The sequence below is a fragment of the Pseudomonas sp. DC3200b2 genome (assembly GCF_049895785.1).
Lineage (GTDB): Bacteria > Pseudomonadota > Gammaproteobacteria > Pseudomonadales > Pseudomonadaceae > Aquipseudomonas > Aquipseudomonas massiliensis.
The window spans coordinates 1172577-1187430 of record NZ_JAFCTA010000001.1 but is presented as its reverse complement, the minus strand read 5'-3'; the positions used below and the strand labels follow the sequence as shown (position 1 = coordinate 1187430).

At 61.8% G+C, this 14854-nt stretch carries 12 protein-coding genes; 4 read left to right on the top strand and 8 right to left on the bottom strand.

Annotated features, from left to right (window positions below; translation table 11 throughout):
* Positions 1-98: 98 nt before the first annotated feature.
* Positions 99-992, bottom strand: coding sequence for a LysR substrate-binding domain-containing protein (locus ACP691_RS05655; RefSeq protein WP_426152968.1), 894 nt, complete (start codon positions 990-992; stop codon positions 99-101).
* A gap of 111 nt (positions 993-1103) precedes the next feature.
* On the opposite strand from ACP691_RS05655, the gene ACP691_RS05650 reads away from it, so the two are divergent.
* Complete coding sequence (locus ACP691_RS05650) at positions 1104-1535, top strand: PACE efflux transporter (RefSeq protein ID WP_426152966.1); 432 nt, start codon at positions 1104-1106, stop codon at positions 1533-1535.
* Between the two features lie 203 nt (positions 1536-1738).
* Positions 1739-3847, top strand: a complete 2109-nt coding sequence (locus ACP691_RS05645; RefSeq protein ID WP_426152964.1) for a M10 family metallopeptidase C-terminal domain-containing protein — start codon at positions 1739-1741, stop codon at positions 3845-3847.
* 76 nt (positions 3848-3923) lie between these two features.
* On the opposite strand, the gene ACP691_RS05640 is transcribed toward ACP691_RS05645, so the two are convergent.
* From ACP691_RS05640 to urtA, 7 genes are read right to left on the bottom strand one after another with little or no spacing between them, the layout of a single operon-like run.
* On the bottom strand, positions 3924-4247 hold the full coding sequence (locus tag ACP691_RS05640; RefSeq protein ID WP_426152962.1) for an FmdB family zinc ribbon protein: 324 nt from the start codon (positions 4245-4247) through the stop codon (positions 3924-3926).
* A gap of 11 nt (positions 4248-4258) precedes the next feature.
* Positions 4259-5488, bottom strand: coding sequence for a formamidase (gene fmdA / locus ACP691_RS05635; protein ID WP_426152960.1), 1230 nt, complete (start codon positions 5486-5488; stop codon positions 4259-4261).
* 15 nt (positions 5489-5503) lie between these two features.
* Positions 5504-6193, bottom strand: coding sequence for an urea ABC transporter ATP-binding subunit UrtE (urtE, locus tag ACP691_RS05630; RefSeq protein WP_426152958.1), 690 nt, complete (start codon positions 6191-6193; stop codon positions 5504-5506).
* Between the two features lie 11 nt (positions 6194-6204).
* Positions 6205-6969, bottom strand: a complete 765-nt coding sequence (gene urtD / locus ACP691_RS05625) for an urea ABC transporter ATP-binding protein UrtD (RefSeq protein WP_426152956.1) — start codon at positions 6967-6969, stop codon at positions 6205-6207.
* Positions 6966-8087, bottom strand: coding sequence for an urea ABC transporter permease subunit UrtC (urtC, locus tag ACP691_RS05620; RefSeq protein WP_426152954.1), 1122 nt, complete (start codon positions 8085-8087; stop codon positions 6966-6968). Before urtC ends, urtD begins: the two co-directional genes overlap by 4 nt.
* 10 nt (positions 8088-8097) lie before the next feature.
* Positions 8098-9015 (bottom strand): urea ABC transporter permease subunit UrtB, encoded by a 918-nt coding sequence (urtB, locus tag ACP691_RS05615; RefSeq protein WP_040262472.1) that lies wholly within the window; start codon positions 9013-9015, stop codon positions 8098-8100.
* Positions 9016-9069: 54 nt separating this feature from the next.
* Positions 9070-10248, bottom strand: coding sequence for an urea ABC transporter substrate-binding protein (gene urtA, locus ACP691_RS05610; RefSeq protein WP_426153014.1), 1179 nt, complete (start codon positions 10246-10248; stop codon positions 9070-9072).
* Positions 10249-10534: 286 nt separating this feature from the next.
* Here urtA and ACP691_RS05605 point away from each other — a divergent pair, with 286 nt between their 5' ends.
* Positions 10535-13933, top strand: coding sequence for a hybrid sensor histidine kinase/response regulator (locus tag ACP691_RS05605; RefSeq protein WP_426152951.1), 3399 nt, complete (start codon positions 10535-10537; stop codon positions 13931-13933).
* The gene (locus ACP691_RS05600) at positions 13917-14585 is read left to right on the top strand and encodes a response regulator (RefSeq protein WP_426152949.1); all 669 of its coding nucleotides are present in this window, start codon (positions 13917-13919) and stop codon (positions 14583-14585) included. Before ACP691_RS05605 ends, ACP691_RS05600 begins: the two co-directional genes overlap by 17 nt.
* Positions 14586-14854 lie beyond the last annotated feature (269 nt).

Sequence of the window (14854 nt, the reverse complement as noted above, 5' to 3'; positions counted from 1 at the left end):
CTTCTGGCCGAATCCTGCCTTCGATGAAGGGCAGCTTAGGGTCGCTTGCTACCGTTAGCACTGGATAGCAAACAGGCTTAGCTCGCCCAGGCCAGCTGTCACGACCCCGTGTCTGCGCTCTCTCCTGCCAACCAGTCCATGAACGCCCGGATATGCGCTTGCCGTTCTCGCCCCGGCACACAGGCCGCCACATAACGCGGACCGGGGAGGCTTACCTCTGGGCGATAAGCTACCAATTCACCTCGCGCCAGGCTGCGCGCCACAAGCACATTACTGGCCAGGACTACACCCTGCCCCGCAATGGCGGCACTGAGCGCGTAATGCTCGTCGTCGAACTCCCGCATGCGCGCCGTCTGCAGCCAATCGGCATGGCCCGCCGCGGCGCACCAGCTTTCCCAGCTCACGGGATACACACCCGGTATCTGAAGGGTCAGATCAATGAGCTCGATGCGAGAAGTCTTTGATAATCCAATCAGACCCGGCGCCACGTACGCACCGAATCGCTCGACCATCAGCTCTTCGCGATACAGATTCGGGTCGTCGCGGCTGACGGTGCGAATTGCCAGATCGATACTTGAGTCCCTCAGCAAATCCACCAGTTCGTTGCGGGTATCGACGCGCACGTTGAATTGCGGAAACGCCTGATAGAAACCACCCAGCCGTGGAATCAACCACGACGCCGCGAGGCCAGGCGTGGTGGAAAGCGTGAGTGTTTGCAACTCCCTCTGCGGGCGAAACCGCTCCAGTGCGCTACTAATGTCCAGCAATGCACGATGGATGTGGCGATTTAACTGCTCACCCTCTTCGGTCAGTTTGACGCCCTGTCCGGAGCGCTCGAACAGCATCGAGCCGAGGCAAGCTTCGAGGGTCTTCACTTGATGGGAAATCGCTGCCGGGGTAACCGAAAGCTCCTCGGCCGCCGCCTTGAAACTACCACGCCGTGCCGCCGCTTCAAAAGTGCGTAAGGCATTGAGCGGAATATTGGAAAACACAGGCAGCTCCCAGCATGAGTTGAATTCAGGCGGGGTTAATTTATCTCATTTTCCTCGGTGGATACGTCTGTGTAGCGTAACCGGTATCCCTTACGAAACCTGGAGATACCTATGCAAGGCCCCGTACGCAAGCTGTTTCAAGCACTGCTCTATGAAGCGATTGCGGTCGTGGTGCTGTCTCCTGTGATCGCGGCTATCTACGATAACGGCTTCGCACATGCCGGAGCGCTGTCTCTGATGCTTTCGGCCAGCGCTCTGTTGTGGAGCCTTATCTACAACCATGCCTTTGAACACTGGGAGGCGAAACAGGCGCAACGTACGCGTACCTTCAGGCGCAGATTGCTGCATTCGCTGGGCTTCGAGGGCGGTCTGGTATTGCTTTTGGTGCCGCTGGTAGCGTGGTGGCTAGACATTTCCTGGTGGGCGGCCCTGGTTACGGATCTAGGTCTGTTCGTGTTTTTCTGGCTCTATGCCTTCGTGTTTCAGTGGGCGTTCGACTGGGTCTTCGGTGTGCCGGCATCAGCACGGTCGGGCCAGCGCTGACGAGGGTTGACGCAGTCGACAGTGACATTTGGGCTTTCGGTAGGTTAGTCGCTGTCAAATAGGGCTTAGGAACAGAAGCCGGTGACGGAACCAGCGCCGGCAGGCAGATCGACTAACCTGTCAGCGGACCGATACGGCTTCCGGTACGAAATACGCGGCTGTTATCCATAGCCTCCGCCCCACCCCACATCCAAGGACAGATCATGGCTACGACCAGCGATAAGATAGCGACCATCCATACCGTCAGAACCAGCCCAGGCAGTATCTCCGTGGATATCACTGGCGACAGCGATTCGGCCCAGGCCGTGACCGTACTGGCCGATGGCAAGCTCTTGGTCGGCGGCTTCAGCTTCTACCCCATTGCGGGCTATTCGGGCTCTCCCGGGGATGAAAGCTGGGCCGTCCGCGCCGATTACTCATTGGTCAGGCTCAATGCCGACGGCAGTCTCGACACGACCTTCAGGCAAGAAGGCGCAGACCTGGTTCCCGCCCGCATCGACCTGGAAGACGACGGGGGCCTGGTGATGGCGGTCCAGGCTGATGGCAAGGTCGTGTCGGCGCAGTCGGGGCGCGGTGGCCTGGTGGTGCAGCGTTTCAACACCGACGGCAGCCTGGACACCAGCTTCGGTGAGGCCGGTGCCGTCACGCTTGAAACGCCGGATTACTATGAAGACGGTGTTTCTCTTTCCATCGATGCGGACGGCAACTTTTTCATTGGCTTGCGCAGTGAAACCGGGACCACGCTTACCAAGCTCGACGGTAACGGTGAGCCGGTCGCAAGCTTCGGTGAAAACGGTCAGCTGTCCCTGAACCCCACAGGCGATTACTACAATGGCAGCATCAGCACCGGCCTGCAGCCGGATGGTAGCGTGCTGCTGGGAAGTTGGCTCTATGTCGGCGGCTACGACATACCGGGGGGCGGCCATGTGACGGGCGACCCGGTATATGCCGTCCAGCGCCTGACAGCGGATGGCAGCCTGGACACCCGCTTCGGGGACAACGGCGTGGTGTATTTCGATGAGGCGCTGATCCCAGACTATCATTCCGAACTTACCGTCCAGCCTGACGGCAAGTTTCTGCTGGTAGGGTCGAGCGGTTCCATCATTCGCTTGAATGCCGATGGCAGCTTCGATACCAGCTTCGGTATCGATGGCGTCGTTGACTTCGACGTGCAATCCGGGGAGTTCGAAAGACCTACTTCGCTGGTCGTTCAGGCCGATGGCAAGATCGTGGTCGTGGGTGCCAGCTCTTCCATTGGCAGCCTGTCGGACTTCGCCATGGTGCGCCTGAATGCCGATGGCAGCCTGGATACCACTTTCGGCAGCCCGGACGGCAAGCTGCACGTGGACGGTTCCGCCGCCCAGGACACGCTGCTGGGCATAGACGCCGCGGAAATCATCCAAGGCTTGGCGGGCGATGATCTGCTGCAAGGCAATGGTGGCCGTGACCTGCTGGTCGGTGGCGCGGGCGCGGATATCTTCCGCTTCACGGACATCAGCGACAGCTACCGCACCTCCACCCAGGCGCAAAGCGATCGCATCCTGGACTTCAACGCCGCCGAAGACCGTATCGACCTGCTCGCACTTGGCTTCAGCGGCATCGGTGATGGCCATGATGGAACCCTGGCGATACAGGCAAACGCAGAGGGCACACGAACCTATCTTAAAAGCTTCGAGGCGGACGCTTCAGGGCAGCGGTTCGAACTTGTGCTGGAGGGCAACCTGGTGGGGCAGCTGAACGACACCAACCTGGTGTTCACCCCGCCTACGGTGGAAGGCACGCCCGGAAGAGACCTGATCACCGGGAGCGCCTTGCCTGAAATCATCCTGGGCGGCGCGGGCAATGATCGCATCAATGGGGGCACGGGCGCGGACATCATCATTGGCGGCGAAGGCGCCGATCAGCTCAATGGCGGGGATGCCGTAGACGACAACGATTACGACCCTCGTATGCGGAACGAGGATACCTTCGTCTATACCTCGCTCGATGACAGCTACCGTACCGCTAGCCAGAGTTTCAGCGACCTTATCGTCAACTTTGCCGACCGCAGCGACAAGATCGACGTTTCGGCGCTGGGTTACACCGGCTTTGGGGACGGCACCGGCTCGACGCTCAAACTGGTCTACAGCCGGGAAACGGACCGTACCTACCTCAAGGACCTGGAAGCCGATGCCCAGGGTCACCGCTTCGAGATCGCCTTGACCGGCTATTGGCTGGACGACCTGAGTGACAGCGACATGGTATTCGCGCCCGAGGCCGAAGTGGTTCTGCTGGGGGTAGCGGAGGGAACGCAGGAGCATATTGCAGTCTGAGTCTTCTACCCCTTCATGCAACTAGAGCACCGGGTAGCGGAGCCACCCGGTCATCGTCCTTGTCGCTTCGGCACTATCAGTGGCTGATCATCCAGGGCCTTGCGCCTGGCTTGCCCTTGATCGCCCCCCGCGCAGTCCCTGCGGGGGGTTTGGCCGGGGAACAGCAGCCGCAACCATTGCCATGCTGGCGGCTCTCCTTGGGCGCGTGTCGGCTGCGCTCGTTGATCTCCATCGCCTTGCGTCTATCGCTGGCCACCAGCGCCAGGCGCGGTGCGCTGAGCATTACCCGCGGGCTGGATTCCGTACAACGTGGGCAGGGACAGGGGGCCGCGCTGCTGGCCATGGCGCCTAGCTCCGTGAAAGGCCCGCAGGCGGGGCACTGGTAGTCATAGATAGGCATTAGCCGACTCCCTACTGGTCAGGGGCGATGGGCAGGTCGATACTGCCGTCCAGATGCCTGGTGGGGCCGCTGGCGCTGGGGTTGATGTCGAATTCAAAGATATCGGTCGGCAGCCATAGGGTCGCACAGGCGTTAGGGATATCCACGATGCCGCTGATATGGCCCTGCACAGGCGCCGAACCCAACAGGGCATAACCCTGGGCACGGCTGTAGCCGAACTTGGTCAGGTATTCGATGGCGTTGAGGCAGGCCTGGCGATAGGCGACATTCACATCCAGGTAGTGCTGCTGGCCTTGTTCATCGACCGAGATGCCTTCGAATATCAGGAAATTATTGTAGTTGGGCACGATGGGGCTGGGCTTGAACACGGGGTTCCTGATGCCGTACTTGGCCATGCCGCCCTTTATCAATTGCACCCGCATGTGCACCCAGCCGGCCATCTCGATCGCGCCGCAGAAGGTGATCTCCCCGTCGCCCTGGCTGAAGTGCAGATCACCCACGGACAACCCGGCGCCGTCTACGTAGACGGGGAAGTAGATCTTCGATCCGCGCGAGAGGTCCTTGATGTCGCAATTGCCGCCATGCTCGCGCGGCGGCACGGTACGCGCGCCCGCGGCGGCGGCACGGTCGCGCGCCTCGCCCTTGAGCTTGCCCATGTGAGCGGTGGCGGCGAAGGGAGGATTGGCCAGCGGTGGCACTCTACCCGGGTCGGTATCGATCAGCGCTTGTTCACGGCGGTTCCAGTCTTCCAGCAGCTTGTGGTCCGGCAGGCAGCCAATGAGCCCAGGATGGATCAGCCCGGCGAATTCGACTCCGGGGATGTGCCGCGAGCGCGTATAGAGGCCGTTGAAATCCCAGATGGCTTTCTGTGCAGAGGGAAAATGGTCGGTCAGGAAGCCGCCGCCGTTGGTCTTGGAGAAGAAGCCATTGAACCCCCACAGCGAATCGGCGCGGGCCCCGATATCCAGGAGGTCGACCACCAGCAGGTCACCCGGCTCGGCGCCCTGTACCCCTACTGGCCCCGAAAGATAGTGCACGGTTGAGAGGTCGACATCTCGCACATCGCTGGCGTCGTCGTCATTCTTGATCGCCCCGGCGGTCCAGTCGTAGGTTTCCAGGATGAAGTCTTCACCTGGCTTGACCCAGCAGGCCATGGGAATGTCCGGGTGCCAGCGATTGTGAACCTGCTCGTTTTCGGTGGCAGGCTGGTTCAGGTCAACTTTGATCAGGGTGTCGGTCATTACAGGCTCCTTGGGTTAAACGGACAAATAGCGGGCGATGCTGGCTTCGTCGACGCTGACGCGGGACTCTTCGACGACGAAGCGCCCTTTCTCTATCACCAGGAATCGATCAGCGATTTCCAGGGTGAAGCTCAGCACCTGCTCGCTCACCACGATGGTCAGGTCACGCAAGTGGCGGATGTCTTTGAGGGTGCGGGCGATGTCCTTGATGATGGAGGGCTGGATACCCTCGGTAGGCTCGTCGAGCAGCAGCACCTTGGGCTCGGTGGCCAGCGCCCGGGCGATGGCCAGCTGTTGCTGCTGGCCGCCGGAAAGGTTGCCGCCCTTGCGCCCGCGCATGTCATGGAGCACGGGAAACAGCGCATACAGGTCCTCGGGCACTTGTCCGCCGGCGCTTGCCGGAAGCCCGGTCTGGATGTTCTCCAGTACTGTCATGTGAGAGAAAATCATGCGGCCCTGGGGTACATAGGCCAGCCCCCCCATCACTCGCCGATGGGTCGGCAAGCCAGACAGGTCGACACCGTCGACGCTGAGCTGGCCGCGCCATTGCGGCAGGATGCCCATGAGGCTCTTGAACAGGGTGGTCTTGCCCATGCCGTTGCGGCCCATCACCGCGACTATCTCGCGCTGGGCGACATTCAAGTCGAGGTCATGCAGGATCTGGCTCTGGCCGTAGCCAGACGCCCATTGGTCAACGCTGAACATGGCAGCTTCCTTCAGTGGCCCAGATACACTTCGATGACTTTCGGGTTGCTCTGCACGGCGTCCATGCTGCCTTCGGCCAGCACCCTGCCCTGATGCAGCACGGTGACCTTGTGGGCGATACTCTTCACGAAGTCCATGTCGTGCTCGATCACCAGTACCGAACGGTTGCGGCTGATGCGCTTGAGCAGCTCGGCGGTCTGCCCGCGCTCACTGACGCTCATGCCCGCCACCGGCTCGTCGAGCATCAGCAGCTCAGGGTCTTGCATGAGCAACATGCCGATTTCCAGCCACTGCTTCTGGCCATGGGAAAGCAGCCCGGCCTCGCTGTGCAGGCGCTCGGCGAGGAAGATCTCAGCCGCCACCTGCTCGACCCGGGCAATGACCTCGGCGCTGCGCTTGAACAGCAACGCGCCCAGCACCTTGCGCCCGGCGGGGTAGCTCATCTCCAGGTTTTCGAATACCGTCAGCGCTTCATAGATGGACGGGGTCTGGAACTTGCGCCCTACCCCAGCGCGCACGATCTGGTATTCGGCCTTGCGCGTCAGCTCCTGTCCTTTGAAGCGGATGCTGCCGGCGGTGGCCCGGGTCTTGCCGCAGATGAGGTCCAGCAAGGTGGTCTTTCCCGCGCCGTTGGGCCCGATCACCACTCGCACCTCGTTGCGGTCCAGATAGAGGTTCAGGTCATCGACCGCCTTGAAGCCGTCGAATGACACCGTCAGCCCCTCGACCGCCAACACCGGCTTGTTCATTTCGAAACCGACTGCCTTCGCGCTCATGGCTGACCCTCCAGCGCAACGTCTTTCACAGGGGTGGCGGCGCGCCGGGCGAGCAGGCGCCGGCGGGAGGTGGCCCAGAGCCCGGCCAGGCCGTTTGGCAGGTACATCACCACGACGATGAACAGGCCGCCCATCAGGTACAGCCACAGCTCCGGGTAGCTTTCGGAGAAATAGGTCTTGCCGAAGTTGACCAGCAGCGCGCCATAAACCGCGCCGAGCAGCGACAGCCGACCGCCAACAGCGGCGAAGATGACCATTTCGATGGAGGGAACGATGCCCACGAACGAGGGCGACATGAACCCCACCTGCAAGGTGAACATGGCCCCGCCGATGGCGGAGAAGGCAGCGGCCATGCAGAACACGAATATCTTGAAGCTCGATACGTCGTAGCCACTGAAACGCACCCGCTCCTCCTTGTCGCGCATTGCCATCAACAAGCGGCCCAGCTTGGAAGCCAGCACCAGCTTGGCCAGCACCACGCACCCCAGAAGCAGGCCCGCGTTCACGAAATACAGCACCGACTTGGCGGTATCGGTGCGGATGTCCCAGCCCAGCAGGGTCTTGAGGTCGGTGATGCCGTTGACGCCCCCGGTCAAGCCCTGCTGGCCCACGATCAACACGGTCAGGATGAGCGCGATGGCCTGGGTCACGATGGAGAAATACACATCCCCTACCCTGCGCTTGAACAGCGCCAGGCCGATGACCAGGGCCAGCAGCACCGGGACGACCACCACCGCCAGCAGGGTGAAACCGAAGCTGTGGAACGGCTGCCACATGGCCGGCAGCTCGGTCAGCTGGTTCCAGTCCATGAAATCAGGAATGCCCGGTGTGGTCTGGATCTTGGTGGCGATGGGGTCGGAGGCTTCCAGCTTCAGGAACATGGCCATGCAGTAGCCGCCCAGGCCGAAAAACACTCCCTGGCCCAGGCTGAGGATGCCGCCGTACCCCCAGCACAGCACCAGGCCTACCGCGACGAAGGCGTAGGTCAGGTACTTGCCCACCATGTTCAGGCGAAAGCCATCCAAGGCCAGCGGGAACACCACCAGGATCAGCAGGGCCAGCACCAGCAGGCCCAGCGTTCCTTGGCGGCCACCGAGAAATTTGTCCAGGGTTTTCATCAGGAGAGCCTCACTTGCGCACTTTGCTGGCGAACAACCCTTGCGGGCGCAGCATCAGGATGAAAATCACCGCTGACAGGGTCAGTACCTTGGCCATCGAGCCACTCATGAAGAATTCCGAGATCGACTGGGTCTGGGCTATGGCAAAGGCCGAGGCGATGGTGCCGAGCAGGCTGGCCGCGCCGCCGAACACTACGGTGAGGAAGGTATCGACGATGTACAGCGAGCCCGCGGTAGGCCCGGTGGAACCTATGGTGGTGAAGACTGCCCCCGCGACCCCGGCCACGCCGCAGCCCAGGGCGAAGGTCATGCGGTCCACGCGCTTGGTATCGATGCCCACCGCCCGGCTCATCACCCGGTTCTGCACGGTAGCGCGCATCTGCAAGCCCCAGCGCGAGCGGTACAGCATCAGGAACAGGCCGGCGGTCAGCAGCAGCGTGAGCGCAACGGTGAACAGGCCGTTGCGCGGAATATCCAGCGCATCACCGAGACTGACCGAGCCCATCAACCATTCGGGGAGTTCGGCGCTCACTTCACGCGCGCCAAAGATCGAGCGCAGCGCCTGCTGCATCATCAATGACAGCCCCCAGGTGGCCAGGAGGGTATCGAGTGGGCGGTGGTAGAGGCGGCTGATCATCGCCCACTCCACCAGCCAGCCGATGGCCCCGGCCACACAGAAGGCGACGATGATCGCGAGGAAAAAATAGTACGGCTGCAGCGCCGGGGCGTAGTGCAGGGTCAAGCCTGAGAGTACATAGGTGGTATAGGCACCTACGGTGAGAAATTCGCCATGGGCCATGTTGATCACACCCATCTGGCCAAAGATGATCGCAAGGCCCAGGGCCATGAGCAGCAGCACGCAGAACACGGACAAACCGTTGAACGCCTGCATGGCCGCGATAGCGCCGAACTCCGATAGCCATTCCATAAGGGGCCTCCCGTGGGTCCAGGAAAGGGGCCGGTGAAGGCCCCGCCAGGGTGATTACTGGTAGCCTTTGGGGAAGGGATTGGGCTCGATCAGCTCACTTTCCTCGATCACCTTGAACTGGCCATCGGCCTGCGCTTCGCCAATGCGTGTCCTGCTCCACAGGTGGTGGTTTTCATGCACTTTCACGTAGCCTTCGGGCGCGGTCTTGAGTTCGATGCCGGGCGAGGCCGCGACTACCTTGTCCACATCGAAGCTACCGGCTTTCTCTACCGCGGCCTTCCACAACCAGGGGCCGAGGTAGGCTGCCTGGGTGACGTCACCGATCACTGCGTTGGCGCCATATCGGGCCTTGAAGGCTTCGACGAAAGCCTTGTTGTTGGGGTTGTCCAGGCTCTGGAAGTACTTCATGGAAGCAAAGAAGCCGGCCATGTTTTCACCGCCAATGCCCAGCAGCTCGTCCTCGGTGACGGAAATGGTCAGCAGGTTCTGCTTGGCGGCGGTCACCCCCGCGGCCTTGAGCTGTTTGTAGAACGCTACGTTCGAGCCCCCGACCACGGCAGCGAACACGGCATCGGGTTTCTTCAGCTTGACCTTGTTGATCAGGGAGCCGAACTGGGTATTGCCCAGTGGGTAGTAGTCTTCGCCCACCACTTCGCCGTGCAGCACGTTCTCGATATGCTTGCGCGCGATCTTCATGGCCGTGCGTGGCCAGATGTAATCCGAGCCGATCAGGTAGAAGCTCTTGGCGCCCTTGGTCTTGGCGATCCAGTCCAGGCTGGCGAGGATCTGCTGGGTGGCTTCCTGGCCGGTGTAGATGACGTTCTTGGACTGTTCGAGGCCTTCGTAGAAGGTGGGGTAGTAGAGCAATCCGTTCTGCTGTTCGAACACTGGCAAGACCGCCTTGCGCGAAGCGCTGGTCCAACAGCCGAACACTGTGGCCACCTTGTCATTGACCAACAGCTTGCGGGCTTTCTCGGCGAAGGTGGGCCAGTCCGAAGCGCCGTCTTCCTGGATGATCTTGATCTGCCGGCCGAGCACCCCGCCCTGCGCGTTGATCTGCTCGATGGCCAGACGCTCGGCCTGGATCGAGCCGGTTTCGGAAATGGCCATGGTACCGGTGGCCGAGTGCAGCTGCCCGACCGTCACTTCGCTGGGCGTGATCGCCAGTCCGGTCGTGTTGGCATCGTCCGCCCATACCCGCGGCGAACCTATGCCCATGGCCAGCATCGACATCACCGCTGCCGCCAGCACGAAGCGACCTGTGCTCCCCCTGTTAATCGAATGCATGTTCCCCGCTCCTGTGCCCTGAGTGCGCCGCGACCCACTTCGCGGCATCTGCGGCACAGGATGGCCGCAGCCCGGCCTGGGGGGTTATAAGGCGCATGACGTAGGCGGTACGTCATTTGACTGACTGGCCGGGTACGTCAAATGACGTACCCGCCGAACCGTTACAGGTCGACAGAATCGGTACGAAGGGCATGCAAATTGCTCGCTCCGGGGAAACTACAGGAGCGTCGCCGTGGCCAAGCTGGGCACCCAACGCATCGTAAAGATCCGCCGTGACTACAATCGCTGGGTGGCCGACGACGCCATGGAGGACTACGCACTGAGGTTCACGCCCATCAGCGCGCGCAAATGGTCCGAGTTCCGGATCGCCAATACGGCGCTGTCCGCCGTCTCTTTCCTGGCGCTGGAAGCGGTGGGCGGTACGCTGGTGATGAGCTACGGCTTCACCAACACGCTCTGGGCCGTGGCAACGGTAGCGCTGTTGATATTCCTGACCGGGTTGCCGATCAGCTATTACTCGGCACGCTACGGTGTCGACATGGACCTGCTCACCCGAGGCGCGGGCTTCGGCTATATCGGCTCTACCATCACTTCGCTGATCTATGCGTCCTTCACCTTCCTGTTCTTCGCCCTCGAAGCGGCGATCATGGCGCTGGCGCTGGAAATGTACCTGCCCATTCCGCTGGGGCTGGCCTATGTGCTGTGCTCGGTGCTGGTCATACCCCTGGTGGCCTACGGCATTGGGCTGATCAACCGCCTGCAGATATGGACACAGCCGCTGTGGCTCGGCTTGCTGGTGGTGCCCTACGTGTTCGTGCTTGCCAAGCAACCCGACGCGCTCGGGCAGTGGATGACCTTCAATGGCCGGCTGGGGGACAGCGGCGAGTTCAACCTGCTCTACTTTGGCGCCGCCGCCAGCGTGGTGCTCTCGCTTGTGACCCAAATCGGGGAGCAAGTGGACTACCTGCGTTTTCTGCCCGAGAAGACCCAGGCCAACCGCAAGCGCTGGTGGGCCGCCGTGGTGCTCGCCGGGCCGGGCTGGATCATTCCAGGCGCCCTCAAGATCCTGGGCGGCGCCTTCCTGGCGTTCCTGGCGCTGCAACACGAGGTGCCGCTGGAACGTACCAGCGAACCGACCCAGATGTACCTGGTCGCGTTTGGCCATGTGACCGCTTCGCCGCAATGGGCGCTGGCCCTGATGGTGCTGTTCGTCATCGTCTCGCAGGTCAAGATCAATGTCACCAACGCCTATGCCGGCTCCCTCGCCTGGTCGAACTTCTTCGCCAGGGTTACCCACAGTCACCCGGGGCGGGTGGTATGGCTGGTATTCAACGTAGTGATCGCGCTGACCCTGATGGAGCTCGGGGTGCTGCAAGCCATCGAGCGGGTACTGGGGCTCTATGCCAACGTCGCGATTGCCTGGATTGGCGCCCTGGTCGCGGACCTGGTGGTCAACAAGCCCCTGGGCTGGTCGCCCCGGCATATCGAATTCAAGCGCGCCCATTTATATGACATCAACCCGGTAGGGGTAGGCGCGATGCTGATCGCCTCCGTGCTGTCGCTCCTGGCATGGTTTGGCGTGCTGGGGCCGTTCGCCCAGGCAGCGCCGCCGCTCGTGGCATTCAGCGCGGCGGTGCTGCTGGCCCCCTTGATCGCCTGGTTGAGCAAAGGGCGCTACTACATGGCCCGGGCCAACGACGAGGCCTTGATCTACTCCTCGGGAACCGTGCCGCCCCCCCGGTTGTGCGGCCTTTGCAACAACACTTTCGAGCTGCCAGACATGGCCAGCTGTCCCGCCTATGGCTGCGCCATCTGCTCCCTGTGCTGCTCGCTGGAAGCGCGCTGCCTGGACCAATGCAAGCCTCGCGCACGGCTATCGGAACAGTTCGAGGCATTGCTGCTCAGGGTGATGCCAGGGCTGCGCCAGGCCTATCTGCATACGCGGCTGGCCCATTACCTGGCATTGCTGGGGGTGCTCATGCTAATGCTCAGTGGTGCCCTGGCCCTGGTCTATACCCAGGTGGCGCCTGGGCTGGCCAGCCAACCGCAAGCACAAGAGGCCTTGCAGCTGGCGCTCGTCAAAGCCTTCCTGACCTTGACGTTATTTGCCGGGGTGCTTGCCTGGTGGGTGGTGCTCACCCGGGAAAGCCGCCAGGTGGCACAGGAAGAGTCCAACCGCCAGACCGCCTTGCTGATCCAGGAAATCGATGCTCACCACAAGACTGACCAGGCCCTGCAGGCGGCCAAGGAGGCGGCCGAGGCAGCCAATGCGGCCAAGAGCCGCTACGTCACGGGCCTTTCCCATGAATTGCGTACCCCCCTGAACAGCATCATGGGCTTTACCCAGGTGCTGCAACGCGACATCGACCTGCGCGCGCAGCATCAGGAGGCGCTGGCCATCATCAACCGCAGCAGCTCCCACCTGCTGTCACTGATCGAGGGCCTGTTGGATGTTGCCCGTATCGAGGCCGGCAAGCTGAGGCTTGAGCCTTCAGAGGTGCTGTTCCCTCAATTCGTTGCGGACGTCGGGAAGATGGTCGCGCCCCTGGCGCGAGCCAAGGGCCTGGAGTTCGTGCTGCAATGCCAGGCGCGCCTGCCCGCGGTGGTACGCGCGGACGAGAAGCGGGTGCGACAAATCCTGATCAACCTGCTCGGCAATGCCGTGAATTTCACCGACGTGGGCCAGGTACGCTTGCATGTAAGCTACCTGCGAGAGACCGCCACCTTTGAAATCATCGACACCGGCATCGGTATCGCCCCTGCGCAGCTGAACGCGATCTTCCAGCCCTTCGAGCGGGCGGCGCCATCGCGCAGGGACGACGGCGTCGGGCTGGGCCTTACCATCACCCGCCTGCTCACTTCGCTGATGGGCGGGGAACTGACAGTGCACAGTGAACCGGGTGTAGGTACCCGTTTCCAACTGCGGCTGTTCCTGTCACAGGTGCGGGTACCCCAGGCAGTCATCCATCGTGATCACGACGTCATCGGATACCACGGGCGCCCTCGCCATATCCTGGTGGTCGATGACAACCCGGCCCACCGCATGGTGATCCAGCAGATGCTGATGCCTTTGGGTTTCCTGATGCATGAAGCCGCCAATGGGCAGGATGCCATCCGCCAGGTGGCCCTGGGCGCGCCCGACCTGGTGCTGCTGGACCTGGCCATGCCAGGCATGGGCGGCCTGGAATGCGCCCGGCTGATCCGTCGCAATACCGGTTTTACGGCGCCTATCATCGTGCTGTCGGCCAACGTCACCCCGCTGGCCGACGATATCAGCGAACACGGCAGCCCATTGTGCAACGAGCACCTGGCCAAGCCCTTCGACCTGCCCGTATTGCTCGGTGCGCTCCAACGCCACCTGGACATTGAGTGGCGCCGGCAACCGAGCCTGCCGCCCGCCATCACCCAACCCGCCGCCCGGGAACCGTTGATGACCGAGGAACTGGCTCCGATCATCGAGCTGTGCGCCCAGGGCTACGTTCGTGGCATCGAGCGCGCGCTCGAACACCTTCGCAACCGCCATCCGGCCAGTGCCGAACTGATCGCGCAATGGCGCGACCTGGCCCGTGGCTTCGAGCTCGACCAACTGGCGCAAGCCCTTAGCGAGGCACTGAATGAACACCACGGCTGATACGCAGGATATCGGAACGGTATTGATCGTCGACGATGAACCGCAGAACCTGGCCCTGCTGCACGGCGCGCTCGACGATGCAGGCTACCGGGTGCTGGTGGCGATGGATGGCGCTGGCGCCCTGCAACGCCTGGAAAAGCGCCACCCTGACCTTATTCTGCTCGACGCGCTGATGCCCGGCCTCGATGGCTTCCAGACCTGCCGGGCCATCAAGGCCGACGATGCCTTCGCCGACATTCCCGTGCTGTTCATGACCGCGCTTACCGAAAGCAATCATGTGATCGAAGGCTTTTCCGCCGGGGCAGTGGATTATGTGACCAAACCGATCGACTGCCAGGAGCTTCTGGCGCGCGTCGCGGCGCATCTACGCACCGCTCGCAGACTCCGGGCCGCTCATTCGATACCCAGGTCGACTGCCCCTAACTTGCAGAGCCTGGAAGGCAAGCATCACTTGGCAAAGCGTTTTTCGCTCACCGAGCGCGAGCTGGAAGTGCTGCACTGGGTGACCTGTGGCAAGACAAACAAGGACATCGCCGACATTCTTGGTCTCAGCGCCAGGACCGTGAACAAACACTTGGAGCATATCTTCGTGAAACTGGGCGTGGAAACCCGCACGGCCGCCACTTCCGTAGCGCTTCTGCAAGCGTCGTAGCGGCTTGAGGTCAGGGCCGGGGCGACGCGGTCAGATCACCCTCTGGGCGCCAGGACCTTTCACACGGGTCATCGCATCCTTCCAATTGATTCATCAGCATAAGATCAGCCCAGCATCAATCTCAATGTATTGCAAGATGTAACATCGTCGCAGACATCTGCTACCATTCGTCAAACAGCGTAGCTTCCTATCGATTTCGATACTGCCCTTCCTGGGTACTCTTTATAAAAGCAAAAACAATCTCCCTCGCTGATTTCTCGCTTGCAGTA